This window comes from Brachybacterium tyrofermentans, from assembly GCF_039526165.1.
Taxonomy (GTDB): Bacteria; Actinomycetota; Actinomycetes; order Actinomycetales; family Dermabacteraceae; genus Brachybacterium; species Brachybacterium tyrofermentans.
In genome coordinates, this window is the sequence record NZ_BAAAIR010000034.1 from 230,304 (window position 1) to 256,092 (window position 25,789).

Annotated in this window: 26 protein-coding genes; 8 read left to right on the forward strand and 18 right to left on the reverse strand. The window is 71.1% G+C overall.

The features are described from left to right. Position 1: 1 nt before the first annotated feature. From ABD093_RS08645 to ABD093_RS08695, 11 genes are all read right to left on the reverse strand, one after another. Positions 2-502: an FBP domain-containing protein gene (locus tag ABD093_RS08645; protein WP_343923774.1), complete on the reverse strand. Its 501-nt coding sequence runs from the start codon at positions 500-502 to the stop codon at positions 2-4. A gap of 584 nt (positions 503-1,086) precedes the next feature. After that, a complete protein-coding gene (locus tag ABD093_RS08650) occupies positions 1,087-1,974 on the reverse strand; it encodes an aldo/keto reductase (RefSeq protein WP_343923776.1) in 888 nt (295 codons plus the stop codon). Positions 1,975-2,023: 49 nt separating this feature from the next. Further along, a complete protein-coding gene (locus ABD093_RS08655; RefSeq protein ID WP_193116429.1) occupies positions 2,024-2,755 on the reverse strand; it encodes an urease accessory protein UreD in 732 nt (243 codons plus the stop codon). Further along, complete coding sequence (gene ureG, locus ABD093_RS08660) at positions 2,752-3,528, reverse strand: urease accessory protein UreG (RefSeq protein ID WP_319021504.1); 777 nt, start codon at positions 3,526-3,528, stop codon at positions 2,752-2,754. Before ureG ends, ABD093_RS08655 begins: the two co-directional genes overlap by 4 nt. Next, complete coding sequence (locus tag ABD093_RS08665) at positions 3,521-4,177, reverse strand: urease accessory protein UreF (protein WP_193116430.1); 657 nt, start codon at positions 4,175-4,177, stop codon at positions 3,521-3,523. The genes ureG and ABD093_RS08665 overlap by 8 nt, the downstream gene beginning before the upstream one ends. Before the next feature lie 65 nt (positions 4,178-4,242). After that, complete coding sequence (locus tag ABD093_RS08670) at positions 4,243-5,946, reverse strand: urease subunit alpha (protein ID WP_193116431.1); 1,704 nt, start codon at positions 5,944-5,946, stop codon at positions 4,243-4,245. 3 nt (positions 5,947-5,949) lie between these two features. After that, a complete protein-coding gene (locus ABD093_RS08675; RefSeq protein ID WP_193116432.1) occupies positions 5,950-6,303 on the reverse strand; it encodes an urease subunit beta in 354 nt (117 codons plus the stop codon). Positions 6,304-6,312: 9 nt separating this feature from the next. Beyond that, entirely contained in the window at positions 6,313-6,615 is a 303-nt protein-coding gene (locus ABD093_RS08680; protein ID WP_193116433.1) for an urease subunit gamma, read from the reverse strand. 3 nt (positions 6,616-6,618) lie between these two features. Next, positions 6,619-8,283: a purine-cytosine permease family protein gene (locus tag ABD093_RS08685; RefSeq protein ID WP_193116434.1), complete on the reverse strand. Its 1,665-nt coding sequence runs from the start codon at positions 8,281-8,283 to the stop codon at positions 6,619-6,621. Positions 8,284-8,414: 131 nt separating this feature from the next. Further along, entirely contained in the window at positions 8,415-9,407 is a 993-nt protein-coding gene (locus ABD093_RS08690) for a LacI family DNA-binding transcriptional regulator (RefSeq protein ID WP_343923781.1), read from the reverse strand. Between the two features lie 28 nt (positions 9,408-9,435). Further along, the gene (locus ABD093_RS08695; protein ID WP_193116436.1) at positions 9,436-10,560 is read right to left on the reverse strand and encodes a glycoside hydrolase family 172 protein; all 1,125 of its coding nucleotides are present in this window, start codon (positions 10,558-10,560) and stop codon (positions 9,436-9,438) included. Between the two features lie 352 nt (positions 10,561-10,912). Between ABD093_RS08695 and ABD093_RS08700 the strand changes: the two genes are divergently transcribed. The 5 genes from ABD093_RS08700 (at position 10,913) to ABD093_RS08720 (ending at position 15,887) form a co-directional block, all read left to right on the forward strand. Next, a complete protein-coding gene (locus tag ABD093_RS08700; protein ID WP_343923783.1) occupies positions 10,913-11,674 on the forward strand; it encodes an ABC transporter substrate-binding protein in 762 nt (253 codons plus the stop codon). A gap of 66 nt (positions 11,675-11,740) precedes the next feature. Next, positions 11,741-12,262, forward strand: a complete 522-nt coding sequence (locus ABD093_RS08705; protein ID WP_343923785.1) for a type 2 periplasmic-binding domain-containing protein — start codon at positions 11,741-11,743, stop codon at positions 12,260-12,262. Positions 12,263-12,265: 3 nt separating this feature from the next. Further along, on the forward strand, positions 12,266-13,189 hold the full coding sequence (locus ABD093_RS08710) for a carbohydrate ABC transporter permease (RefSeq protein ID WP_343923787.1): 924 nt from the start codon (positions 12,266-12,268) through the stop codon (positions 13,187-13,189). After that, positions 13,189-14,091, forward strand: coding sequence for a carbohydrate ABC transporter permease (locus ABD093_RS08715; RefSeq protein WP_193116438.1), 903 nt, complete (start codon positions 13,189-13,191; stop codon positions 14,089-14,091). The genes ABD093_RS08710 and ABD093_RS08715 overlap by 1 nt, the downstream gene beginning before the upstream one ends. A gap of 401 nt (positions 14,092-14,492) precedes the next feature. Continuing rightward, positions 14,493-15,887, forward strand: a complete 1,395-nt coding sequence (locus ABD093_RS08720) for an extracellular solute-binding protein (RefSeq protein ID WP_343923789.1) — start codon at positions 14,493-14,495, stop codon at positions 15,885-15,887. Positions 15,888-15,917: 30 nt separating this feature from the next. Here the strand turns inward: ABD093_RS08720 and ABD093_RS08725 are convergent, their stop codons facing one another. The 3 genes from ABD093_RS08725 to ABD093_RS08735 all read right to left on the reverse strand — a co-directional run bounded on the left by ABD093_RS08725 (position 15,918) and on the right by ABD093_RS08735 (position 17,911). Continuing rightward, positions 15,918-16,133, reverse strand: a complete 216-nt coding sequence (locus ABD093_RS08725) for a hypervirulence associated TUDOR domain-containing protein (RefSeq protein ID WP_193116440.1) — start codon at positions 16,131-16,133, stop codon at positions 15,918-15,920. After that, a complete protein-coding gene (locus ABD093_RS08730; protein ID WP_343923792.1) occupies positions 16,130-16,918 on the reverse strand; it encodes an SDR family oxidoreductase in 789 nt (262 codons plus the stop codon). The genes ABD093_RS08725 and ABD093_RS08730 overlap by 4 nt, the downstream gene beginning before the upstream one ends. Positions 16,919-16,987: 69 nt before the next feature. Next, positions 16,988-17,911 (reverse strand): phosphotransferase, encoded by a 924-nt coding sequence (locus ABD093_RS08735; RefSeq protein ID WP_343923794.1) that lies wholly within the window; start codon positions 17,909-17,911, stop codon positions 16,988-16,990. 62 nt (positions 17,912-17,973) lie between these two features. On the opposite strand from ABD093_RS08735, the gene ABD093_RS08740 reads away from it, so the two are divergent. Further along, on the forward strand, positions 17,974-18,372 hold the full coding sequence (locus ABD093_RS08740; RefSeq protein WP_343923796.1) for an NUDIX domain-containing protein: 399 nt from the start codon (positions 17,974-17,976) through the stop codon (positions 18,370-18,372). 81 nt (positions 18,373-18,453) lie between these two features. On the opposite strand, the gene ABD093_RS08745 is transcribed toward ABD093_RS08740, so the two are convergent. The 3 genes from ABD093_RS08745 to ABD093_RS08755 all read right to left on the reverse strand — a co-directional run bounded on the left by ABD093_RS08745 (position 18,454) and on the right by ABD093_RS08755 (position 21,243). Continuing rightward, on the reverse strand, positions 18,454-19,572 hold the full coding sequence (locus ABD093_RS08745; RefSeq protein WP_343923798.1) for a mandelate racemase/muconate lactonizing enzyme family protein: 1,119 nt from the start codon (positions 19,570-19,572) through the stop codon (positions 18,454-18,456). Positions 19,573-19,729: 157 nt separating this feature from the next. Continuing rightward, a complete protein-coding gene (locus tag ABD093_RS08750; protein ID WP_193116444.1) occupies positions 19,730-20,617 on the reverse strand; it encodes a glycoside hydrolase family protein in 888 nt (295 codons plus the stop codon). A 62-nt stretch (positions 20,618-20,679) separates the two neighbouring features. Next, positions 20,680-21,243: a helix-turn-helix domain-containing protein gene (locus ABD093_RS08755; RefSeq protein WP_343923800.1), complete on the reverse strand. Its 564-nt coding sequence runs from the start codon at positions 21,241-21,243 to the stop codon at positions 20,680-20,682. A gap of 142 nt (positions 21,244-21,385) precedes the next feature. Here ABD093_RS08755 and ABD093_RS08760 point away from each other — a divergent pair, with 142 nt between their 5' ends. Together ABD093_RS08760 and ABD093_RS08765 are read left to right on the forward strand one after the other, a co-directional pair. After that, positions 21,386-22,642: an MFS transporter gene (locus ABD093_RS08760; RefSeq protein ID WP_343923802.1), complete on the forward strand. Its 1,257-nt coding sequence runs from the start codon at positions 21,386-21,388 to the stop codon at positions 22,640-22,642. Between the two features lie 146 nt (positions 22,643-22,788). After that, positions 22,789-23,931 carry a glycoside hydrolase family 183 protein gene (locus ABD093_RS08765; protein WP_343923804.1) on the forward strand — a complete coding sequence of 381 codons (1,143 nt, stop codon included), beginning with the start codon at positions 22,789-22,791 and terminating at the stop codon, positions 23,929-23,931. Positions 23,932-23,971: 40 nt separating this feature from the next. Here ABD093_RS08765 and ABD093_RS08770 read toward each other — a convergent pair whose 3' ends face one another. After that, complete coding sequence (locus ABD093_RS08770; RefSeq protein ID WP_193116446.1) at positions 23,972-25,789, reverse strand: glycoside hydrolase family 3 protein; 1,818 nt, start codon at positions 25,787-25,789, stop codon at positions 23,972-23,974.

A 25,789-nucleotide genomic window follows, 5' to 3' on the forward strand; every position in this document is an offset into this window, starting at 1 on the left:
GTCAGCTGCGGGCGAGGAGGGCCTTCACGAAGGTGGTGGAGCGCTCACGCAGCCCCTCGATCCGCATCTCGCGGTGGTAGGCCAGCAGCGCCGGGTCCTCGGTGCGCAGCTCGTAGGGCTGCGGGGGCCGGCGCACGTGGCGCGAGCAGCTGAAGTCCGCGCACACGGACGTGCCGATCGAGTTGCCGCGCCGGCCGGGAGCACCGGCGAGCGGGGCGACGAACGAGGCGGCATGCAGGCCGTCGACCACGTCCTCGCACCAGGCGCACATCATCTTGCGGCCCGGCGGGTTCTCGGCGCCGCGCAGAAGCAGCACCACGAGCTCGTCGTCCACCTCGAGGGCGACGTAGTGCTGGCGGGGCCGCTTGGCGTCCTGCCAGCCGAGATAGTCCAGCCCGGAGAAGTCGATCGACTCGAGGTCGGGCAGGGCCGCGCGCTTCGCCTCGCCCTTGCTGGCGTTGACGAAGGCGTTGCGGATCTGGGATTCGGTCAGGGTTTTCATGGGGGTGTCCTCACGATGGGCATGCCGGCCCACGGCCGATGGCACGGCCGAGCTGTGGAGGGCATGCGGGGATGGAGCGATGGCGGATGCGGCCGTGCCGCGTCACACCGAGAAGGCCCGGTGGGCCGCCTCGCTCCCTGCATGCTGGGTGCGCATGCTCATCTCCTCGCTGCATCGTGGTGCCGCGCCCATGACGGGCGCCGACCGCGGACACGCTACGCCTGCGTCCCCGCGGGGACAAGCACATTGTGCGCTGCGACGCTCACCGCAGCGGCGGCGCCGTCCCGATCGAGCCGGTGCGGGCGAACACCTGCTCCAGCTCGACGGTCTCCGGGCCTGCGCCCGCCTCCTTCGCCGCGACCCAGATCGCGAGGGTTCTGAGGCGGTGATGGTCGGCCTGCGGGCCGACGATGAGCTCGAGCCTGCACCACGTGTCGGTGAGGGGCCGCTCACCGACACGTGGTGCAGGCTCGACCCGTTCCGCAGGCGCGCGGGCGGGGCGGGGCGCCGTGCGGGGGGGGGGCGGGCCCGGGGCGGGAGTGGGGCAGCGGGGCAGCGGGCCCCGCCCGGCGGCCCCGCTCGGATCAGGCGATGATCTGGTTCAGCAGCTCGAGGTCCTCGGCGCCAAGCTCGAGGGCGATGGCGCCGGCGGAATCGGTGATCGACTCGGGGCGGCTCGCCCCCGGGATCGGGACGACGTGCTCGCCGAGCGAGAGCTCCCAGGCCAGGACGACCTGCTGCGGGCTCACCCCGTGGGCTTCGGCGATGGCCTGGATCTGCGGGAACCGCTCCCCCACGGCGCTCGCGCCGCCGCCGGTGCCGCCCAGCGGCGACCACGGCACGAAGGCGATGCCGTGCTCGCCGCAATGCTCGAGCTCGCGCTTGGAGGTGTGGAAGAAGGTGGGTGAGAACTGGTTCTGCACCGCGGCGAGGCCTCCCTCTCCGAGGACCTCGAGGGCCACGTCGATCTCCTCGACGTTCGCGTTGGAGATCCCGATCTCCCGGATCAGGCCCTCCTCCTTCAGCGCGGCGAGCGCCTCGATGCCCTCGGCGTAGCGGATGCTGCGGTCCGGGCGGTGCCAGTAGTAGAGGTCCACCGACTCGATCCCGAGGTTCGCCAGGGACTTCTCGAGGGCGGAGCGCAGGTACTCGGCGGTGCCGTTGCGGCCGCCCACCTCGCCCTCGGAGCGGGTGATGCCGCCCTTGGTGGCGAGGACCACCGAGGAGCGGTCCCCGTCCCAGGTGCGCAGCCCCTCGGCCACGGCCTTCTCGTTGTGGCCCATGGTGTCCCAGGTGGGGGCGTAGATGTCGGCGGTGTCGAGGAAGGTGACACCGGCATCGAGCGACGCGTGGATCGTGGCGTTCGCACGATCCTCCGGCGCGGGTTCGCCGCGTCCCATCGACAGGGGCATGGCGCCGAGGCCCAGGGCGGAGACGGTCAGGGAGCCGATACGGCGAGTGGGTGCAGTCATACGGAAAGCCTATGCCGTCGGCGTGGCCCAGGTCACGAGCTGTCCGCCGTCAGCCGAAGCCGGCATCGGTGAGCAGCTCCTCCGACCACTGGGCGAACACGCCGTCGAGGCCGGTGCGGTGCGTGGCGTCCGCGACCGTGCGGGCGATCGCCCCGGGGGCATCGAGGTGGAGCATCACCGGCCCCGCCGGCCCGTCCTCGGCGGTCGCCGCAGGGCGACGGCCGAGCTGGATCACGCTGTCCAGGACGCGATGGGGGCCGAGCACGCCCGCCGCGGGGCTGTCGCCGGAGAGCTCGAGGTCCTCGAGATGCAGCGGGGACGCTTCGGCATCACGGACGTGCAGGCGGTTCCTGATCTGGCCGCCGCGCTCGCCCGTACGGCCCAGCACGAGGGTCTCGCGCAGGCAGAGCGCGGCCCCGTCGTCGAGCGTCGCCGTCATGTCGCGGTCCACGGCCGCACCGGCGGCGATCACGAAGGGATGCGCCCGCCACACCAGGGTCGCCCCGCGGTCCAGCCGGATCCGCACGTCGAAACGGCTGCGCCTGCCGTCGGTCGGGTAGGCGACCATGCCGCCCACGTCCTCCAGATCGAGGGTGCAGCGGGCCCCGACGTGGACGTCGACGCCGAGATGGTCACCTCCGACCAGCGTCGCCCCGCCGGCGACCAGCGCGACCTGCGCGCCGGTCGCATGGCGCTCGATCGTGCGCGCCTGGAGCAGCCCCGGGGTGATCGCCACCCGGACGGGACCGCGCTCGGCGCGCAGGATGCTGATCCGTGTCATCCGGCGTGGACGTGCTCGTGCTCGTGCTCATGGGGGTGGTCGTGGGGGTGGTCGTGCTCGTGGGGGTGGTCCTCGTCCTCGGCGTGGAAGTGCGGCGCCATCGGCCCCGGGTCCTGCGGAGCGTGGGTGCCCGCGGTGTGGGCGGCCAGGATCTCGAGCACCCAGCCGCGCAGGGCGGCGACGGTGTCCTCCTGATGGCGGGAGACGCCCAGCACGGGGCCGCCCTCGCGGGCCTCGGCGGCGTCGGCGAGCATCAGCTCGACGTCCACGCCCACGTGGGGGGCCAGGTCGACCTTGTTGACCACCAGCAGGTCGGCGCGGCCGATGCCTGGGCCGCCCTTGCGGGCCACGTCGCCGCCGCCGGCGACATCGAGCACGAAGATCTGCGCGTCCACGAGCGCCGGGGAGAAGGTCGCGGTGAGGTTGTCCCCACCGGACTCGACGAGCACGAGGTCCAGCGGGTCGAAGTCGGCCTCGAGCTCCTCGACCGCGGCGAGGTTGGCGGTGACGTCGTCGCGGATCGCGGTGTGCGGGCAGGCGCCGGTCTCGACCGCCCGGATGCGCTCGGGCTCGAGCACTCCCGCCGAGCGCAGGAAGCGGGCGTCCTCGTCGGTGTAGATGTCGTTGGTGATCACGCCGATGCGGATCTCGCCGGCCAGGGCGCGGCAGATCGTCGCGATCAGGGAGCTCTTGCCGGTGCCGACGGGGCCGGCGACCCCGAGTCGCAGCGAACGCTGCGGGGCCACGGATATTGGGGCGGTGTTCTCAGGCACGGAAGAGCCTCCTCGGCAGGGTCGACTGGGCCTCGGCCCAGCCTTCGGTCAGCGGTGCCCCGGTGCACGGGATGTGCACCGGGTCCTCGAGCGCGGCGAGCTCCGCCACGCGGGGTTCCAGGAGCGCGCAGGCCTCGAGCACGAGGGCTGCGGCGGAGCGCGGATCGCCGGGCTCGAGCTTGAGCAGGGCGGCGGCGACGGTCTGCGCATCGTCGTAGGCGACCAGGCGCACGAGGTCCTCGGCCGCGAGGCCCGCCGCCGCTGCGACCAGGCCGAGCACGAGCGGACGCGGCCAGGGCCTCTCGCGCGAGATCGGGGCCGGGACGGCGCCGGGCCACAGCACGTCGGCGAGCCGTCGCAGGCCGTCCCCGAGGGCGCACGCCACCTCACGCTGGGCGCGGCTGGGGGTGCGCGCGGCCCATTCACGCAGCAGGGGCTCGAGAGCCTCCGGAGCAGGGGCCCGCTCGGCGTCGAGCGCGATCCGCCGCGCCACGACCGCGGCCCCCGCCTCGACCTCGGTGACGGTGCGCTGGCGGGAGGCGAGGTAGGCCGCGACGGCCGACGGCGCGAGACCGTCGCGGAGCGCCGCCTCCAGGGCGTTCGAGCTGACGTGGGCGCCGGCGGGCAGCCGGGAGTCCGCGAGCAGCATCGCAACTGTCGTGGACGCGGGAGATACAGGGGGCGCGGGGAATACAGGGGTCGTGGGCACGGCGCTCAGAACATCTGGTAGAGCTGGGCGAGCGGCACGGTGCGGGCGGGCCGGGGTTCGACCAGCTCCCCGTCGATCCGGATCTCGAAGGTGTCGGGGCGGATGTCGATCTGCGGCAGGGCGTCGTTGTTGCGCAGGTCGGCCTTGGTGACTTCCCGGGTCGGGGCGACGGGCAGGAGCTCCCGGCGCAGTCCGAGGCGGTCGCGCAGTCCGTCGTCGATCGCCGACGGCGCGACGAAGGAGACGGAGAGGTCCGCGCCGATCGCGTCCCCGAACGTGGGCCTCATGAGCACGGGCTGCGGCGTGGGGATCGAGGCGTTCGGATCGCCCAGGGCCGCCCAGGCGATCGCGCCGCCCTTGAGCACGAGCGCCGGTCGCACCCCGAAGAAGCGCGGGTCCCACAGCACCAGATCGGCCAGCTTCCCGGGCTCCACGGAACCGATGTGCGCGTCGACGCCGTGGGCGATCGCGGGGTTGATCGTGTACTTCGCGACGTAGCGCCGGGCCCGCTCGTTGTCGGCCGGGAGGGAACCGCCCAGGGAGCCGACGCGGTCCTTCATGACATGGGCGACCTGCCAGGTGCGCGTGATGACCTCGCCGATGCGACCCATCGCCTGGGCGTCGGAGGAGGTGATCGACAGGGCTCCCAGATCGTGCAGGAGGTCCTCGGCGGCGATCGTCGAGGCGCGGATGCGGGACTCCGCGAAGGCGAGGTCCTCGGGGACCGAGGCCTTGAGATGGTGGCAGACCATGAGCATGTCGAGATGCTCGGCGACGGTGTTCACGGTGTGCGGCAGGGTCGGGTTCGTCGACCCCGGCAGCACATGGGGCAGCGAGGCGATCTCGAGGATGTCCGGTGCATGGCCGCCGCCGGCGCCCTCGATGTGGAAGGCGTGGATCGTGCGCCCGCCGATCGCGGCGATCGTGGACTCGACGAAGCCGGATTCGTTGAGGGAATCCGAGTGCAGGGCCACCTGCAGGCCGTGCTCGCCGGCCGCCCGCAGCGAGGCGTCGATCGCGGCGGGCGTCGCGCCCCAGTCCTCGTGGACCTTGTACCCGGCGGCGCCGGCGAGCGCCTGCTCGGCGAGGCCCTCCGCGGAGACCGTGTTGCCCTTGCCCAGCAGGAGCACGTTCACGGGCAGATCGTCCAGAGCCTGGAGCATGGTCCCGAGGTGCCAGGCGCCGGGGGTGACCGTGGTGGCGCGGCTGCCCTCGGAGGGGCCGGTGCCGCCTCCGCCGATGGTGGTGGTGCCGGTGGCGAGCGCCTCGTGGATCTGCGACGGGGAGAGCAGATGGACGTGGGTGTCGAAGGCCCCGGCGGTGAGGATCCTCCCCTCACCGGCGATGATGTCGGTCGACGGGCCGATCCTCAGGGCGGGATGGATCCCGTCGGAGACATCGGGGTTGCCGGCCTTCCCGAGCGCGACGATGCGACCGTCGCGCAGGCCGACGTCGGCCCGCACGACTCCCCACCAGTCCAGGACGATCGCGTTGGTGATGACCGTGTCCGGGGCGCCCTCGGCGCGGGTCGTCGTCCCCTGGCCCATCGACTCGCGGATCGACTTGCCGCCTCCGAAGACGGCCTCCTCCCCGCCGAAGGTGCGATCCTCCTCGACCTCGATCCACAGGTCGGTGTCGCCGAGCCGGATCTGATCACCGGTGGTGGGGCCGTAGAGCGCGGCGTATCGCGCGGAGCTGATGACGGCCATGGATCAGACCGCCTTCCCGTGAGGATCGTGGGGAGCACGGATCTGGATCCCGGGCACGTGTGCGGCGCCGCCGAGGCGCACCAGCGGCAGCTCCCGCGAGGCGCCCGGCTCGAAGCGCAGGGAGGTGCCGGCGGGGATGTCGAGACGGAAGCCCTGAGCGGCCTCGCGATCCAGGACGAGCGACGCGTTCACGTCGGGAAGATGGATGTGCGACCCGATCTGGATGGGGCGGTCCCCGGTGTTCTCGAGGACCAGCACCAGACGGTCCTCCTCCCGGTCCCGCACGTTGAGCACCCGGTCGCCGGGGCGCACCCGGATCGCGCCGGGTCCCGCCGGCGCGCTCTCTGCCTCCGTCATGGGGCCCTCTCAGTCGATCGGATGGTGGATCGTGACGAGCTTGCGGCCGTCGGGGAACGTCGCTTCGACCTGCACGTCGGTGAGCATCGCGGAGACGCCCTCCATGACCTGGTCCCGGCTGAGCACCTCGCGGCCGCTCACCATGAGCTCCTCGACGCGGCGACCGTCGCGGGCGCGCTCGATCACCCAGGTGGACAGCAGCGCCACGGCCTCGGGATGGTTCAGCTGCACGCCGCGCTCGAGACGGTCGCGGGCCACCATCCCCGCGACGGACAGCATCAGCTTCTCGGTGTCACCGGGAGTGAAGCGCATGGCTCACTCCTCCGGCAGCACGTGCTCGCCCGTGCGGTCGGTGGCCAGGGCCAGGGAGCTGAGGTACTGCTTCTCGCCGTTCGGGCCGGGCTTCGCCGAGGCGATCATGTCGGGGCGCTCGAACTCCAGCCCGGTGACGCAGCACGTGAGCGTCTCCCCGGAGGGGTTGCCGTCCTCGTCGTACATCGGCAGGTCGATGCCGTCGTCGGTGCGGCGCAGGTAGTACCGGCCCTGGGTGATGACCGCCATGAGCGGGGTCGCCACCACGGCGATGCCGACGGCGAACAGCGGGGAGTAGGGCTGGACGGCGGCGCCGAAGGCCCCGAAGAAGATCGCGATCGAGATGCCGCCGGCGAGCGCCATCGCGACCAGACCCACCGGGTTCCAGTTGTAGAGCATCCCGCGGCGGAACTCGGGCTTCTTCGGCGAGAGTCCCAGGAGGTGCTTGTTGATGACGATGTCCGAGGCGACCACCAGGATCCAGGACATGGCGAGGTTCGCGTAGAAGCTCAGGATCCCGTTGAGGAAGTCGAACATGTTCGCCTCCATCAGCACCAGGGCGATGCCGAGGTTCACCCCGAGGAACACCAGGCGCCCGGGATAGCGGCGCGTGAGCCGTGTATAGGCGTTGGTCCAGGCCAGCGAGCCGGAGTAGGCGTTGGTGACGTTGATCTTCACCTGGGAGATGACCACCAGCACGACGGCGAGGAGGAGGGCCAGCCAGGCGGGCATGAGCTGCTGGTAGGTGACCAGGAACTGCTGGACGGGCTCGTTGGCGAACTCGCGGGCGCCGGGCACCGTGGCGACCAGGTAGATCGCGAGGAACATGCCGAGGATCTGCTTGGTGGCTCCGAAGAGCACCCAGCCGGGCCCGCCCAGGATGGTGGAGGCCCACCACCGGCGCCGGTTCTGCGCGGTGCGCGGGGGCATGAACCGCAGGTAGTCGATCTGTTCCGCGATCTGCGCGATGAGCGAGAGGCACACGCCGGCGGCGAGCATCGCGGAGGCGAAGCTGACTCCTCCGCCGCCCTCCCCGGTGTGCGCGAAGAAGTTCTGCACCGACTCGGGGTGGGAGACGACGAGGTAGACGACGGGGATGACCATCAGGACCAGCCACACCGGGGTCGTGGCGACCTGCAGCTTCGCGAGCACCTTCATGCCGTAGATGACCAGGGGGAAGATCAGCAGAGTCGAGATCAGGTACCCGATCCAGCGCGGGATCCCCAGGCCCAGGAAGAGGCCCTGCGCCATGATCGAGCCCTCGAGGGCGAAGAAGATGAAGGTGAACGACGCGAAGATGACGTTGGTGATGACCGAGCCGTAGTACCCGAAGCCGGCGCCGCGGGTGATGAGGTCGAGGTCGAGGTTGTAGCGGGCCGCGTAATAGGCCAACGGGAACCCGCTGAGGAAGATGATCGCGGCGGCGACGAGGATGCCGATGATCCCGTTGAGCGTGCCGTGGGTCAGGCCGATGTTCGCGCCGATGGAGAAGTCCGCGAGGTAGGCGATGCCGCCCAGGGCGCTCGTCGCGACGACACCCGGCCCCCACCTGCGGTACGAGCGCGGGGCGAATCGGAGGGTGTAGTCCTCGAGGCTCTCGTTGGTCGCGGCGCGCGCATCGGCGGGGAGTCCGGGGGCTTCGGGACTGGGTCTGGCGTCAAGGCTCACGGCAGCGCTCCGTTCGGTGGGGGCAGGCCAGAGGCCTGTTCGGGACACCGGAACCGTAGGGCGCAGGGTCCGTCGACGTCTTCGCCGGACGTCGCCGTGACCCGTTCGTGACCAGCCGTCTCAGCGCTGGATCAGCGCGGGCGGGTCGATTCCCGGTCGATGATCCGGGAGCGCAGCAGGGTCGTCGAGGGCTCCTCCTCGGGATCGGTCATGCGCTGGCCGAGCATGCGAGCCGCGGCCCGGGCGGTCGCCCGCACCGGCTGGTGCACCACGGAGACCGACGGGGTGACCAGGCGGGTCCACAGGTCGTCGTCGGTGGCGAGCAGGGCCGGGGCGTCCTGGACGCCGCGCATCGACTCGAAGGCGCCGGCGGACATCCGGTTGTTGGTCACGTAGACGCAGTCGGCCTCGCCGGCGGCGAGGATCTGCGCCATCAGCTCGCGCCCGGACTCCAGATGCAGGTCGCCGCGGGCGATCACGGAGTCCGGGGCCGCGACTCCCAGCTCGCGCCACGCGGCGAGATGGCCGACGACGCGCTCCTCGGTGGTGCGCAGATCGGAGGGCCCGGTGAGCACCGCCGGGGCGCGGAAGCCGCGCTCGTGGAGATGCCGGGCGGCCTGCCTGCCCGCCTCGATGTTGTCGGTCGCGACCAGGTCCGTCGCGGCGCCGTCGATCCAGCGGTCCACGAGCACCACGGGGATGCCGGCATCGGTGAGGGGCGACAGATCGGTGCGGGCGCCGTGCACCGGGACCAGCAGCACCCCGGCGACATGGCGGCCCACCAGCTGGGCGAAGCAGTCCCGCTCGAGGTCGAGGTCGTCCTCCGTGTGGGCGACCGTCACCGAGTAGTGGTCGGCGCGCACGATCCGCTCCACCTCGCTGATGATCTGCGTGAAGTAGGGGTTCTCCGCATCGGGGGTCACCACCGCGATCTGCGCGGTCCCGCCGCGGCGCAGGGAGCGCCCCAGCGCATTGGGGACGTACCCGGTGGTGCGCACCGCGACACGCACCCGTCGGGCGAGGTCCCGGTCGACCGAGGCGACGCCGTTGACGACCCGGGACACCGTCGCCGAGGACACGCCGGCGGCGGCGGCCACATCCATGATCGTGGGTCTCTGCGACACCGCGGTCCTCCCTGCTGATGGGCGCCGCTCAGGCGCGGACGGGACCTGCGGGGCTGTGCGGGCCGGCGCCGGATCCGAGGTGGACCTCCATGCCGTCGAAGGTCGGCGGCTCGGGACGCGTGGTCACCGGACGGTCGAGGTAGAAGATCGCGGTGGAGGCGATGTCGTCGCGCAGCGGCAGGTAGCGGCCGGCGCTCTTCCAGCCCAGGGCCTGGATGTCCACGCGAGGCAGACCGGTGGTGAAGTGGATCGGGTCGGCCACGTGCCAGCGGTACATGCCGAAGCGCTGCTGGGCAATGTAAAGCCCGTCGGGCCGGATCACCTGCGGCATGCCCAGGTACGGCGTGGAGAAGGCCGTGTAGCCCTCGCCGGGGATGTCGAAGTTCCAGGCGCCGCCGAAGTAGTCCTCGGTGCCGGTGCCGGCGATGGTCGGGAAGCCGCCGTCGGGCTGGTCGTCGTCGAGGTAGAACTTGATCTCACCCTCGCCCCACCAGCCGTTGGAGTGCACGCCCCAGGCGATGTAGGTGCCCACGTACTGGCCCTGCCCCTCAATGCCCTCGAGCAGCACGTGCTCGGTGGCCTCCGGGAGCGGGTTCGAGCGGCGCCACTGCGCGTGGAAGTAGGCGTCCTCACGGTGGTCGCCGCCGAGCTCGTAGGTCACCTGGTAGTAGACCCGGGCGTCCTGGTCCGAGGTGTTCTCCAGCGTGAGGCGAGCGCCCTCCCGGAACGGCATCGGCCAGTAGGAGTTGAAGCCGCCGTGCGGGTTCGCGGCGACCATCTGCGAGTCGACCTGCGCGAACACGCCCCAGCCATTGGCGAAGAAGTCGCCGTAGGGCACCTCGACCGCGGGCTCCTCGGCGCCGTCCCAGTAGGCGCGCACCACGAGCTGGCGCCAGTGGTCGGTGTGGGTGGTGATCCAGATGTGGGTGATGACCCCGGCCGAATCGATGTCGGCGAGGGTGAAGGTCTCCCCCGCCTTGACGTCGACGCTCGGAGACACCTTCCAGCCCTGGCCGAGGTCGCGGGCGGCGTCGGCACCGGTGCCCTCGGTGGCGCGGCCGCCTCCGCCGACAGAGCCGTCGACGTTCTCGGGGCTGATCGAACGGGTCTGGACGGGTCGCAGCGCGGCGAGGTCTCGGGCGGGGTGGGTCACGGGGTACTCCCAGAAGATCGGCGATGATCAGGAAACGTTTACCGGCACGATACGGAGCGGGGCGACCGGCGTCAACGGTCCGCGACCTGGCACTGGTCGTTGACACCTTCGGCACCCCGGACTACGTTGGCGCGCAAACGATTACCGACCGAGGCGAAGAGGCGTCGAGTCGGGATCGATCGGCACATCGGACACCCTCGACAACGTCGCTGAGCGGTGGCCCCGACGTCTGGCCGGCATGGTCCCGAGCCCAGCGCCTCCGCGCATCCAGCACGTCCACCCAGCAGCGGAGCTGATCGGCCCGACGCAGCTCCTCCCCCGACATGGCAGCACCGACGCAAGGAGCAGCACCATGAAACGACGCACCCTCCTCACGGCGACCGCGGCGTCCGCAGCCGCGGCATCCCTCGCCGCCTGCGGCAGCGGCACGCCCGGTGAGTCCAAGGACGATGCCGCTGAGGCCGACGGACGCACCCCGATCGAGTTCTGGCATCGCACCTTCACCCCCTTCGAGAACGAGTGGTACGCCGGGATCGTCTCCTCGTACAACGACGCCCAGGAGAAGTTCTTCGTCAAGGACGTCGAGGTCCCCGCAGACGCCTGGGACCAGCGGGTGAAATCCGCCCAGGCCGCGGGCACCATGCCGGATGTGTACACGGACCCCTCCACGATGGACGAGGGCGCGCGGCTGGGACAGTTCCTCGCCCTCGACGACCTGCTGGACGCCGAGCAGCTCGAGAACCTCACCGACCAGGCGAAGGAGCTCGTGACCGTGGACGGGAAGGTCTACGGCTACCCGCTGCTGCTCGAGCCGCAGTCCGCCCTGTTCTGGAACAAGGACATGTTCGAGGCGGCCGGGCTGGACCCTGAGAAGCCGCCGACCTCCTGGGATGAGCTCTACGCGACCTGCGAGAAGCTCCTGCCCACCCTGCCCGACGGGGCGTTCGCGCTGACCACAGCCGGCGATCAGGACACCTTCGCCTGGGCGACGGTCGGCCAGCAGTTCCAGGTCGCGGGCCACTTCCCGATCACCGACGACTGGTCAGAGGCCGATGCCGAGGATGCCCAGTACGAGGAGCTGCTGGGCTTCTACAAGACCCTGCGCGAGAAGTGATACATCCCCAAGCAGCCGCTCGGCGCCTATGTCGAGGCGAAGGCGTACGGCGAACAGAAGTGCGCCATGATGACCTCCGGGTCCTGGGCCTTCAGCGAGATCGCCTCGGACTACGACGACCTCCTGGGCGTCACCGGCATCGCGCCCTTCCCCACGAGCGACGGCGACCTGTCCGCCTCCGTGGCGACGCTGGGCAACTTCAAGTGGGTCATCGACGCGAAGACCGATCAGCCGGATGGCGCGGCGGACTTCCTGTCCTGGTGCCTCGCCGGGGACGTCGCGAATCTGGTGCCCTTCTTCGTGGGCACCCAGTTCACGAAGGCGCCCGCCCGGCCCGACGTCGCCGACGCCGTGCAGGCCGCGCCCGAAGCGGCGGATGCCCCGTGGTCCGCCGTGGTCAGCGAGGACATCGCACCGGCGTCGGTCCCCACCCCGTCCTACCCCTGGGACATCCTGCTCGCCATGGGCAAGGCTCTGGAGAAGGGCATGAACGGCGAGGATCCCGCGAAGGCGCTGAGCGGCGCGAACGGCGAGATCCAGAAGGTCATCGACCGCGAGGAGCTCGCGGGCAAGGCACCCAGGGACTGACCGGTGGCGACGAGCTCCCCGACGGCGCAGGGCTCCCCCGCTCCCCTGCACTCCCACCCGCCCCGCGACACCCGCATCGCCCTGCTGATGCTGGCGCCGGTGCTGATCCTGCTGACGATCTTCGTCATCGTGCCCACGATCTCTGCGATCTACCTGAGCTTTTTCAACTGGAGCTTCTACCAGGAATCGGAGTTCGTGGGTCTGCGGAACTTCGTCAATGTGCTCACCGATCCGGAATTCCGGGCGGCGATCCGGCGCGGCCTCCTCTTCGTGCTCATGACTCTCCCCGTTCAGCTGCTGCTGTCCTTCCTCATCGCGAGCTTCGTGACCGGGGTGGGGCGACGCCTGGCCACGACCCTGAAGATCGCCGTCTACATCCCCACGATCATCTCCGCCGTGATCACCTCGATCACCTTCGCCCTCATCTACGAGTACTCCGGCGGGCTGCTGAACGCGGCCGTCGGGCTGGTGGGGATCGAGGACCAGGCGTGGATCGGCGACGTGCGCCTCGCGCTGCCGGCGATCGCGGTGCCAGCGATCTGGATGGGGCTGGGACTGATGACCCTGATCATGATCGCGGCGATGCTCGACGTGCCGGAGAGCTTCTACGAGGCCGCGCAGCTCGAGGGTGCGAATTGGTGGCAGCGCACCCGGTACATCACCATCCCCCAGATGAAGAACGTACTGCTGTACCTGCTGATCACGGGCTTCGTGGCCGCGATCCAGCAGTACGAGCTGCCGCTGGTGATGACCGGTGGCGGGCCGCTGGACTCCACCACGCTGCCCAACCTCTTCATCTTCAACCACTTCCGCGGGGACACCTATCAGGGCTATTCGATCGCGGCGGCGCTGCTGCTGTTCCTCGTGTTGGGAGCGGTCTCCGCCCTGATCTTCCGCGTGCTGAACTCCGAGAAACTGGTGGACTGATGACCGTGCCCCTGGAGACCTCCCGGCGCCTCGCGCCGGCCTCACCGGTCTCTCCTTCGCAGCCACGACGCCGGCCTCTGACCGTGCGCCGGGTGCTCACCGCGATCATCCGCACCGTCGTCGCGATCGTCATCGTCACCGCCGCCCTCTTCCCGTTGGCGTGGATGGCCATCGCCGGATTCAAGTCGAAGCAGGAGGTGGTGCGCACCCCGTTCCAGTTCTTCCCCGAGGTGTGGCGACTGGAGAACTACCAGCAGATCCTCGCCGACCCCGCCTTCGTGCGGACCCTGGCGATCACCGGTTTCGGCGCGGTGCTGTTCACCCTGCTGAGCCTCACGGTGAACTCCTTCGCCGCCTACGCCTTCGCCCGGCTCGAGTTCGCCTTCAAGCGCACGCTGTGGGTGGTGGTCATCTCCACGATGTTCATCCCCGGCATGACGATCCTGCTGACCAGCTTCATCGTGGTCACGAAGCTGCACATGCTGGACACCCTCGCGGTGCTGATCCTGCCCGGCGCGGCCGCGGCGGCCCACGTGTTCTTCATCCGGCAGTTCTATCTGAACATCCCCCGCAGCCTCGAGGAGGCCGCGATGATCGACGGCTGCGGGAAGTTCGGGATCTTCCTGCGACTGTTCGTGCCGCTGTCGAAACCGCCCTTCGTGGTCGTGGGCATCACGTCATTCCTGGTGTTCTGGAACGCCTACGTGTGGCCTGTCATGACGATCACGAGCCCGGATCTCTACCAGGTCCAGCAGTACCTGGCGACCTTCCGCTCCGAGCGTTCCAGCGAACTGGCGCTGCTCATGGCGGGCTCGACGCTCGCCGCGGCACCGGTGATCATCCTGTTCCTGATCTTCCAGCGACAGATCATCGCGAACATCAAGATGGCCGGGCTGAAGTAGTCCGAACGCTCCAAACCAGGGCGACCAGCGAGCCGTACCGTGCGACTCCCGGAGCCGGGCACAGGCACAGACGCGATTCGCCGATGTTCGACTGGCCGATGGTGAGGTGAGCTGTCCATATCGCCAGCTCGCCTCACCATCGGCCCGTGCGTGCCGCCGCCCGCACCCTCCGAGCCGCCGCTGCGTCCGATGACCCATCCGGGGCAGCCGGGACACGCAGGACCCTTCGCGACCCGAGCAGCGGCGTCCGTCGTGCGAACTCGCGCGTCCGCCTGTGGCCTATCGACCCCCGTGTCCCCTGGATACGGTGACGGACCGGGCCGTACCGTCGCCGCTCGGGGAAAGGTCGATGATGAGTGCTCTCCTCCCAGCCGGAACGACGGCGTTCCCGGGGTGCCGCCATGATTGATCGCCGAGAGTTCCTGCGCGCCCTCACCGCCGGGGGCACGGTCTCCGTGGCCGGCGGTGCCATCACGGGATGCACGAATCGACCCACCGGATCCGACCGGGATCCGAACACGGTGACCCTGTGGGGCATCTGGGCGAGCGACGTGGACAAGGAAGCCGAGGTCATCGAGGCGTTCACGCAGCAGAATCCCGGCATCACCGTGTCCGTCTCGCAGGTGCCCAGCAGCTCGCAGGGCGATGCGTCCTCGGTGATCACGGCTGTCCGCGGACGCACGGGACCGGACGTCTATTTCATGGGACGGTTCAGCGGTGCCGAGATGGCGTCCCTGGGCCTGCTCGAACCGCTCGACGAGCTGATCCGCGAGTACGAAGGCGTCGAGCCCGAGGAGTTCATGGCGAACTGGGTGAAGTTCTCGACGGACGAGGTGCTCTACGACGGCCAGTGGTACGGGCTCCCGCTGGATACGGACACCCGGGCCATGTACTACAACACGGACCTCACCGACGAGGCGGGGATCGATCCCCAGCTGCTGGACCCGGCGAACGGCCCCATGACGCTGGACCAGATGTGGGAGATCAGCGACGCCTTCGACATCCAGGACGAGCAGGGAAACTACGAGCGGATCACCTGGATCCCCTGGGACGGCGAGGCCTCGCTGCTGATGTGGGCGATGGCCTCCGGCGTCACGTTCTTCGACAACAGCACCTGCAGCATGACGCTCGACTCCCCAGAGATGCTGGCCGTCGCGACGGAGTATGCGAGCTGGGTGGATCGGCTCGACTTCCCCCGCGTCGACGCCTTCAAGGCGACCTACCAGCCGCCGAACGCCCCGCCGACGCAGACCTCGTTCTTCTCCGAGCGGCAGATGTTCCAGATCTCCGGCCCCTGGGGAGTGCAGTCCCAGAGCGACTACAAACCGGACATGCGCTACGGGGTGACCCACGTTCCGATCGCCGATGGCAGCGACGACCCCTTCACCTGGGCAGGCGGCTTCGGTCTGGCGATGCCGAAGGGGTCGAGCAGGTCCGAGGCGGCCTGGAAGCTCATGGCGTTCTACGCCGGATACGAGGGGCAGCGGATCCTCATGCCGCAGATCTCCCGGATCCCGACGAGCATGGATGCCGTCCAGGACCCCGAGGCCTGGGATCCGAGCATCGAGTTCTTCGTCGAGATCATGGAGTTCGCCCGCTCCCGCCCGCCGCTTCCCGTCGGCACGAAGCTCTGGGACGCCATGATGATGATGCAGGACAGCCTCAACCAGAGATCACGCACCCCGGAGGAAGCGGTCCGGTTCGCCCAGGACTACGTGGACCCCACGATGCAGCAGTTCTGTCCGGTCAGGCTCCCGGAGGGGTTCGGGGAACCGGACCCCGACTTCAGCCTCTGAACCGTCGCCGGACCCGTCGGGCCACCGTGTTCAGTTCCCGAGCTTCGACAGGGCCGAGCCCTTGTGCGCGGCGACGTGGTCGGTCGTGTCGCTGCGGATCTCGTACTGGGGCTCATCCGCGCTCGCGCGACGGGTGTGCCCCTTGTAGTCAAAATCGGCGGTATGGACCGCGGTGATGGTTCCTGAGACCTGCCCGGCCTCGGAGTTCCAGCTCACGTGGTCGCCGACGGCGAATTCCGTGCTCATGTCCGATCTCCTCCCTGCCGGGGTGCGCCCCCGGTCATCGTGTCGTGGGGCCGTTCGTGCTCGTCGAGCCACTGCTCGTAGGTCTGGCCGACGGTCGGCACCTCGGGGCCGGGCAGCATGCCGCCACGGGACATCGACTCGCTGGCCGGAGCGCCTGTGACGGGGGTGGCGTCCCCGCGTGCGGCGAGCAGGCGCCGGGCCTGGTCCAGGGTGTTCTCGACCTGAGGTCCGGCGATCTGGAGCAGCTCGTCGGGCTGCTCGGCGAGCGCCGTGCGCAGCAGCAGGGCGGCGACCGCGCGGGTGTCGACGGGCTGCGAGGGGGCCTCCATGACCTGCAGACCCTCGCCGTCGCGCACGAGCATGTTCCCCACGAAGTCGTGGAACTGCGTGGCACGCACGATCACGGTGCCCGGGCAGTGCTCGCGCGCGGCCTGCTCATGCGCGAGCTGGGCACGGTAGAAGCCGTAGTCCTGCATCCCGTCGATGCCCACGATCGAGGTGACCACCGTGCGCGTCACGCCGGCTCGGCGTGCCGCGTCACCGAGGCCGCTCATCGCCTCGTGGAACCACTCCGTCGCCTGCTCGGCCTCGAGGGTGGGCGGCTTGAAGCAGTCGATGACGAGCTGGACGCCGCGGAGCGCCTCGTCGAGGCCCTCACCCGTGACGATGTCGACGCCGCGGGAGCGGGCGATCTCCCGCACCTCGAGCCCCTCGGCGCGGGCCACCTCGACGACTGTCCTCCCGAGCGTGCCTGTCGCGCCGACGACGGCGATGAGCTGGGGCATCTCAGCTCCTCTCCGACGCTGACCGCCGACTCCGGGGTGTCTGGGATCGTACGCCCACAGACGGGACCCTCACCAGCGCTCTCGGACCACGGCGACCAGGGAGTCGCGGAACCGGCGCCGATGCTCCCCCAGCAGCGGCAGGCTCGGGTCATGGGGCCATCGGGCGGCGTCGACGAAGAAGGCGAGGATTCCGGTCAGCACATCGGTGCCCACCTGCCGGGGCAGACCGTGCCGGTCAAGCACGGCGTCCACACGGTCGTTCACGCGCAGCGTGCCGTCGGGGTCCGGGACCGAGGCGAGCAGCTGGAGGGCGTCGGCGATGCGGCTGCCTCGCGAGGCCCAGGCCCAGTCGACGAGGCTCACCTCCCCCTCTGTGGTGAGCAGGATGTTGTCCGCGCGCACGTCGGCATGGCACAGCGTGTCCCCGTCGAGCGCGCCGATGCCCCGCCTCGCCGCCTCGCGCAGCTCGTCGAGCCGCTCGGCGATCCACGGGTCGAGATCCGTCGGCGGATCCTCGGCGACCCGGTCGAAGCCGAGCATGTCGGGGCCGAGCGACTCCGCGACGCTGCGCAGGCCCGGGACGGGGCACGGGGTGGCCGCGGCCTGCAGCTCGTCGAGCGCTGCGAGCACCCGATTGAGCTGCGTCGCGGTCCAGGGCTCGGCCGGGAGGACCCCGGGCGCCACCTCGGTGACCAGCACGAACCAGTCCTCGTGGTCGAAGGCCGCGACCAGCGGCGGGACCGGGGCGGAGGCGGGGATGGTCGCGAGCGCGGCGGCCTCGGAACGGTTCAGGGCCATCGAACCGGGATTGTCGCGCTCGCGCACCGCCTTGACGAAGAGCCGACGCCCGGCCTGCGAGCGAAGGATCTCGGCGCTGCTCGACGAGAAACCTCCGCGACAGGACTGCGTGGACACCACGGCTCCGCCGAGCAGCTCCTCGAGGCGCGCACGGAGCGGGTCGGGGAAGTCGGTCCAGGTCAGCCGGTGCGTCATGGGCACACCCTTCCACGCGGCCGACCCGACGGCACGGGATTTTCCGCCGGTACGCTCGGGGCATGCGCATCCGAGCAGCCGCCGTCGTCGTCCGCGACGGGTCGGTGCTGGTGATCGGCCGACGGACGTCCGGCCGGGAGTATGCGGTGCTGCCGGGCGGCGGCGTCGAGCGGGGCGAGAGCGTCCAGGAGGCCTGCCTGCGGGAGCTGCAGGAGGAGACCGGTCTGATCGGGCGCGACCCGCAGGAGCTGGAGATCCGCTCCGATCCCGCGGCGAGGTACTTCGCGGTGACGGTCGCGGACGGTCCGCTGCGTCTCGGCGGGCCGGAGGTCGAGCGGTCATCGGACGAGAACGTCTACACGCCCCGCTGGGTGGAGATCGCCCAGCTCGCGGACATCGGGCTGGTTCCGGAGGGCGCGGTCGTCGCCGTGACGGCGGCCCTGCGGCGCCACGGCGCCTGACTCCGAGCGGGAGCGCCGGCGGCTCAGCGCCGAGGCCGCGCGCCCGTCGGCCGACGCGATCCGGCGATCCGTCGGCCGGCGTCAGCCGCCCAGATGCAGGCCGAAGCCGGGATCGTCCGGCAGTGTGATGGCCCCGTCGTGCAGCGTGTAGCCGGTCGCGTCAACGCCCTCGGTGCGGCCGGGGACCGCCTCGACGACGGGGATGGTGCCGAGCCCGGCGGCGAGCTGCGCGGCGTAGAGGGTCTTCAGCGGGTGGCCCCAGGCGTGGGGCGAGGCGAGCACGCCCGCCTCGCGGACTCGCGGCATGATGCGGCGCCAGGCGGTGAAGCCGAAGGACAGCACGTCCATGAGCAGCACGTCCAGCAGGCCTGCCGCGGCGAGGTCGAGCACCTGCTCCACGTCGGGGTCGAACTCGCCGTCGGCCACCAGGACCCGCGAACCGGTCCGGTTCAGGTGCTCGCGCACCGCGCGGAGACCCTCGGCGTGCTCGGCGAAGGGCTCCTCGATCCAGTACAGGTCGCACTCCTGGACAGCGTCGAGGAACCGGATCGTGCGCTCCGGGCTGTAGCCGTCGTTCATGTCCACGAGCAGTCGCGCCTCGGGGTAGGCGTCGCGCACCGCACGGACCACCTCCACGTCCCGGGCGAAGCCCTCGTCGGCCGGCATCCACAGGTTGCCCCGGCCGATCTTGAGCTTGAAGGCGCGGTAGCCGGCGTCCCAGTCGGCCGCGCAGGCCGTGAGCACGCCGTCGAGGCCGCGCGGGCTCTCCTCGGGGTCGAGGTCGTCGAAGTAGATCGCCCCGGAGTAGCAGGCCACGGGCACGGTGCCGTGCCCGCCGAGCATCGCGTGCACCGGCACGCCCAGGATCCGCCCGGCGAGGTCGTGGAGGGCGATGTCCAGGGGCAGGGCAGCAGGGTCGATCACCCCGAGAGCAGGGTCGAAGAGCTCTTCGAGGGGTCGGCCGACGCAGGCGGCGAGGTCGGGCTCCGGTCCCTCGTAGAGTCCCCAGCCGCTGGCACCGGCGTCGGTGCGCACGGTGATCGCGAGGACGTCGGGCCCGTCGCCGTGGGCCCCGAGCCGGGCGTTGCGGCCGATCGTGCGGGGGTACCTGCTGCGCACGCGGGTGGAGTCGACGGCGGCGATCCAGTGCCCGGCGAGGGCGCCGGTTCCGGGCAGGTCGGTGGGGAGGTCTGCGGGCACGGGGGCTCCTCGTCGAGCGGTCCGGTGGGGACGGGGCGGGACGGGAGAACGCTCGCCCGCCGGGTTCGAGCTTAGTGCGGGGCGGGGCCGACGTATATGGCTCCGCCCCGTGGAATCGAGCGACCCTGGCGACCCGGACGCCCCGGTCCGCAGCCCCTCAGGTCCGCACCTCGAGCGGGCGGATGGTGAGCCCGCCCCTCCCCCAGCCGCCGCCGGTGGTCCAGGTGCGCGGTCCGTCCACGACGATCTCCGCGCAGTGCTCGTCGAGGTCGACGTCGAGGGAGCCGGAGTCCTCGAAGTGCAGCGGATCGGTGGAGTAGTAGGCGAGGGTCCTGTCGTACTGGGTGGACTCGCAGACGAACAGCACCCAGCCCTCGCCGGCACGGATCACGAAGGGCGATTCGGTGGGGCCGCCCACGGTCCCCGACTGCGTCGAGCGATAGGCGACGACAGGCTCGGACCAGGTCAGGAGGTCCTCGGAGGTGCGCACGGCGACCTCGTGGAAGCCACCGTCCGGCGCGGAGGTGCGCGTGTAGTACAGCAGCCAGCGCACGCCGTCGCGGATCACCATGGGATCTCGAGCGTCGAAGCCGTCGGTGAACAGCGGCGGCTCGTGGCGGGTCCAGCTGAACAGGTCCTCGCTGGTCGCGAGCGTCAACCGGTAGGAGGTGTGGTCGGCGGTGCCTCCGGCGTAGAACATCCAGTAGCGACCCTCATGCTCGATCACGTGCGGGGCCCAGACGTGGGTCTCGCCGAGATCCGGCCGTGCGGGGAGGACAGAGTCGTGGACCGTCCAGGGGGCGCCCTCGAGGTCTGCTGCGGTGGCGTGGAGGAAGAGGTCCTCGTGCAGCGGGTCGGCGGGCTCGGGGTGCCAGATGCCGAAGGCGTGCCAGGTGCCGTCGGCGGCACGGATCAGCGTGTGGTCGTTGACGTACCAGGGTTCCTCCGGGCGCGGGGAGGCGTCGAGCAGGCGCCGCTTCTCGCCGGGGACCAGGCGGACGGGTGCTGCGGGGGCGGGGTTCGTGGGCGCAGGAGGTGCGGGCACAGGGGCTCCTCATCGAGCGGGTGCGGTCGCGGCGGAAGCAGCAGCTCCTGCCTCCGCCGACCCTAACCGGCGCGGGACTGCAGCGCGACCGAGGTGAACACGGCGCCCTGGGCGTCGCGGGCGCGGTATACGTACTCCTGGTCGGTGATCACACGACCGGAGCCGCCGGCCTCGATGACCTGCACATCCTCGCCGCACACGATCTCCAGGGCGCCGTCGATCACGTGGATCATGACACCCGGCGAGGGCACGCCGGAGCCGCCCAGCCGCTGGTCCTCGCCCACCAGCTTCCACTTCCAGGTCTCGACGGAGAGGCCCTCGGTGTCGATCGCATCGAGCAGCACGGACCAGCTGCCGCCCTCGGTGGACCACACCTCGACCCCGTCGGGCGGGGCGTCGGCGCCCACTCCCATGAGCGCGGCGAAGGTGGTCCCCAGCCCGGCGGCCACGCGATCCAGGGTCGAGACGGAAGGGTTGGCCTGGCCCAGTTCGATCTGGGTGAGCATGCGGCGGCTGACGTCGCTGCGCTCGGCCAGGGCGGCGACGCTGAGGTCGAGCTCCTGGCGGGCCGCACGGATGCGGTCGCCGAGCTGCTCGACGACGGCGGGGCGCATTCCTCCGGTCATGGCGACGAGCTTAGCGGGAGTGATGGGAACTATATTGCGCATCCTGGTCGATGAGCACTATGTTGCTCATAGCGAGCGGGCTCGCACCGCGCGACCCCGCCTCGTCCCGCTCTGCCCCGTCCTGCCTCGAAGGAGGTCACCCATGCGTCGCCCCACCACCGATGTGCGCCTGCTGCGCTGGTTCGCCTCCTCCGGGCTCTTCGCCGTGCCGCAGGCCGCCGCCCCGATCGCCTTCGCGCTCATCGCGCTGCCGCTGACCGGGGATGCCGCCAGCGGTGCCGCGATGATGCTCGCGATGACCCTCGCCCAGGTGATCGGCGCCGTGCCGATCACCCGCTTCGGCCGCCGCTTCTCGCCGCTCCCCTTCGTGCGCACGCTCATCGGCCTGCGCGCCCTCGCCCTGGTCGGGATCGCGGTGCTCGCCGCGACCGACGCCCCCTTCGCCCTCGTGGTCGGCGGTGCGGCCGCGGCCGGCCTGGTCAACGGCGCGGCCTTCGGGACCCTGCGTGCCGTGCTCAACCACCTCGTGCCCGTCTCGCGCCTGCCGCGCGCCCTCGGCGTCGCCGCCACCCTGAACGAGGTGACCTTCGTGGCCTCGCCCGTGCTCGCGGCCGCACTCGGCGGGATCTCTCCCCAGGCCGCCGTCTGGGCGATGGTGCTGCTGGGCGTCGGGCCCCTGTTCCTGCTGCCCCGCGTCGCGAGCGCCACCGCTCCCGGCCCGGAGCACCGTCGCAGCCGCCTGCGCCTGACCCCGATCATCGCCCTGTGGTTGGTGTGCGCAGCGGCGAGCGCGGCCGCGATCTCCGCGATCGAGATCGGCGCGGTCTCGATGGCCGTCTCCTTCGGCCTGCCGGCCGCCTGGGGCGTCGTGTTCCCCGTGGCCCTGTGCGTGACCTCGATCTGCGGCGGGATCTGGGTGAGCGTGCGCAACCGCGTGCCCCGCCGGCGCACCGTGCTCGCCTGGCTCGCCGTGACCGGTCTCGGCGTCGCCTCCGTGGGGCTGGGCCATTCGGTGACCGCCACCGTCGTGGGCGCCCTGCTCGTGGGCTCCGTGCTCGCCCCGCTGGCGACCTACTACTCGCTGGTCCTGGATCGCCTGGTCGAGCCCGAGCACCGCGCCGAGGTCTTCGCGCAGCTGCGCACCGCGAGCGCGCTGGGCATCATCCTCTCCAGCGCGCTGATCTCCCTGGTCTCGCTCGAGGCCACGTTCACCGTGGTCATCGCCCTGATGGGCGCGGTGCTGCTGCTCGCCGGCGGCGTGTTCACCCGGGCCTGGGTGCAGGGGCGCCGGCGCCGCCTCGCCCGCGAGGCCGACGCGCTGCGTGCTCACGATGCGCTGCGGACGGACGCGGTGCGCGAGTCCGACGCGACCGAGGAGCCCGTCGGCAGCTCGGTGTGAGTACACGATTGCTGACGTCCCGGTGACTCCGTAGGGTGGTCGGAGAACCTGCGTGATCCTCCAGCTTTCGTCGTCGAGGAGCTCCGAGACGATCACGACCCCGCACGCCGCCGTGCGGGGGCACCGAGGACCCGAGGAGGTCCGCCATGCTGTCCCGTTCCACCTTCCTGCACGGGTCCGCAGCCCTGGCCGGGCTCGGCGCGACGACGACGACGACGGCCGCCTGCGGCGCGGAGGAGGTGCCCGACGCCGGCACCGCCGCCACCGAGAAGGACTCGTCCTTCGGCCCCGTCCCGGCGGAGGCCTGCCCCCGCATCGAGCGGATGCCGCCGATCACGGGCCCCGGGGTGACCGACCGTTTCCGCATGGCCGCCACGGATCTCGGCGCCCCCGCCGTGGCTCCCGATGGACGGATCCTGTTCGTCTTCGGCGACACCTTCGAGGAGCCCGTGGTGGGAGGTGGCTTCTGGCGCTCCCCCGTCGGCCTCTTCGCCGATCCCGACCATCCTCTGGACGAAGGGATCTCCTGGACCTCCGCCGTCGGCGGGGAGATCGCCGAGCAGCTCGTGCCCTACGAGCACGACGAGGACCCGGTCTCCACGATCCTGCCCGGGGACGTGCTCACCGTGGGCGAGACGATGTACCTGTGGATGATGGTCAACCACGGCTTCGGCACCGTCGCCGGCACCGAGATCTGGACCTCCGAGGACTCCGGGAAGAGCTGGGAGCGCACCGCGGAGATGTTCCCCGGCGACCACGCAGGCGGGCTCATGCAGCAGTGCACCTGGTCGACCCACCCCGAGGACGGCTTCGTGTATCTGCTGACCACGGGCTTCCAGCGGGACAAGGGCGTGATCCTCTCACGGGTCGAGGCCGGCTCGATCCTGGACCCCGAGGCGTACGAGACCTTCAGCGGCGACGGCACCTGGGGCGGCGACGGGGTCACCGTGCTGGACGGCGCGATCGGCGAGATGTGCCTGCGGCTCGTGGAGGACCAGTGGGTCCTCACCTATTTCGACGCCGGGAACTACCGGGTGGACGTCCTCGCCGCCGACTCCCCCATCGCGATCGCGGGCGCGACACCCTCGACCCTGCTGCACGGCGGCGACTGGGGCGAGGAGGCGCACGACGTCGTCGCCCAGCTGTACGGGCCCTTCATCGTGCCGGGCTCCACGCTCGAGGTCATGCACCTGGTGTGCTCGCAGTGGCGCACCGGCCCGGACTGGCCGTATCACGTGGAGCAGTTCCGCATCGAGGACCCCCTGGGACGGCGCTGCGGGGAGGGCTGAACCGCCCCGCAGCGCCCTCATGCTGCCAGTGGACCGTCTGTCAGCGCAGGCCGTGCCCGAGCGGGAACGCCTCCCCCGTGCCGTCGGCCGTGGGGATCGCGACCGGGAGCTTCCCGCGGAGGTTCACGGCGCCCGCGACCACGCCGGCCACGGCCCGGAGGTTGCAGTCGGAGTTGCCGTAGGCGGCCATCGACGCCGCGACCTCGCCGACGTGCACCACGTCGTAGGGATTGCGCAGCGAGGCGTGCAGCACAGGGACGTCTCCCCCGGCGAGCTTCTCGACCGTCGCGACCTGCGAGGCGGGGGTGGTGAATCCCGAGGACGAGGTGAACACGAGCACCGCGTCGACGCCGCGGGCGGCCGCTTCGGCCTCTGCCTCGGCGCCCGCCGTCATCGTGCGACCGTCGCTGAGCATGACCAGGGAGTTCGCCTCCAGCCCGTGCTCACGCAGGGCGGCCACGGCCACATTGAGCTTCGCAGCGGTGCCGACCCCGGTGACCAGCACCGTGGAGCCGGCGGCGAGGGGCAGGATCCCGGAGTCGTCCGTGATCAGGGTGACCGCGTCATCGGCGATCGCCTGGGCGCTTCCCACCGAGCGCTTCGTGCCGATCGTCGAGGCGGCCGTCGCGGCATCGACCTGGACCTCGTCGAACAGCCCGCGGCGCAGCTTCTGGGCGAGGATCCGGCGTACCGACTCCTCCACGCGCTCCTCGGTGATCTCCCCCGAGGCGACCGCCTCGCGCACGCCGTCCATCGCGACCACGAGATCGGGCGGCATGAGCATCTGATCGGCGCCGGCGAGGATCGCCTCGACCGGCACCCGGTCGTCGCCGAACAGGGTGCGCACGCCCTCCATGGCGAGCGAATCGGTGACGATCACGCCCTCGTAGCCGAGCTCCTCGCGCAGCAGTCCGGTGAGGATCGGGTGCGAGAGGGTGGCGGGTCGGCCCGAGTCGTCGAGTGCCGGGACCACGATGTGGGCGGTCATGATGACGTCCACGCCCTCGTCGATCGCGGCCAGGAAGGGCGGGAGGTCGATCGCGTCGAGCTCCTCGCGCGTGTGGTCGATGACGGGCAGCCCCAGGTGGGAATCCGTCGCGGTGTCGCCGTGGCCGGGGAAGTGCTTCGCGGCGGCGGAGCAGTTCGCCCCCTGCAGGCCCTTGATCTGGGCGGCGCCCAGGCGGGCGACGGCCGCGGGGTCCGCACCGAGGGAGCGCACCCCGATCACCGGGTTCTGCGCCTCGATGTTCACGTCGACCACCGGGGCGAAGGCCTGGTGGAGGCCGGCGGCCCGCAGCTCGGAACCCACGATGTCCCCGGCCTTGCGCGCGTGGGCCCGCGAGCCGGTCGCGCCCAGAGCCATCTCGCCGGGCAGCGGGGTGGCCGGGGCGGGCAGCCGGTAGACGACCCCGCGCTCCTCGTCGGCGCTGATGATCAGCGGGATGCCGCCGGAGTCCAGGGCTGCGGCCTGGACGTCATTGGACAGGGTCGCGATCTGCTCGATGTCCTGGAGGTTGTCGCTCCAGGTGAAGTAGATCAGCCCGCCCACGTGATGGGTGCGCACGATGTCCGCGATGGTGTCGACGCCGGTCGTGGAGGTGTTCGAGTCGTGGGGCTCGTCGGCCGCGGAGCCGTAGCCGACGGCGACGAAGAGCTGGCCGATCTTCTGGTCCAGGCTCATGCCGGCCATCAGCTCGTCGATCCGTGCGGTCTCGTTGCCGCGCCCGGCAGGAGCGGCATGGGCGGCGGCCGGGAGGGCGACGGCACCGCCGGCCAGGGCCACGGCGAAGGCGCGACGGGACAGGACGGGACTGGTGGATGTGCTGGGACTGCGGGGACTGCTGTTCTCGGGTGTCAT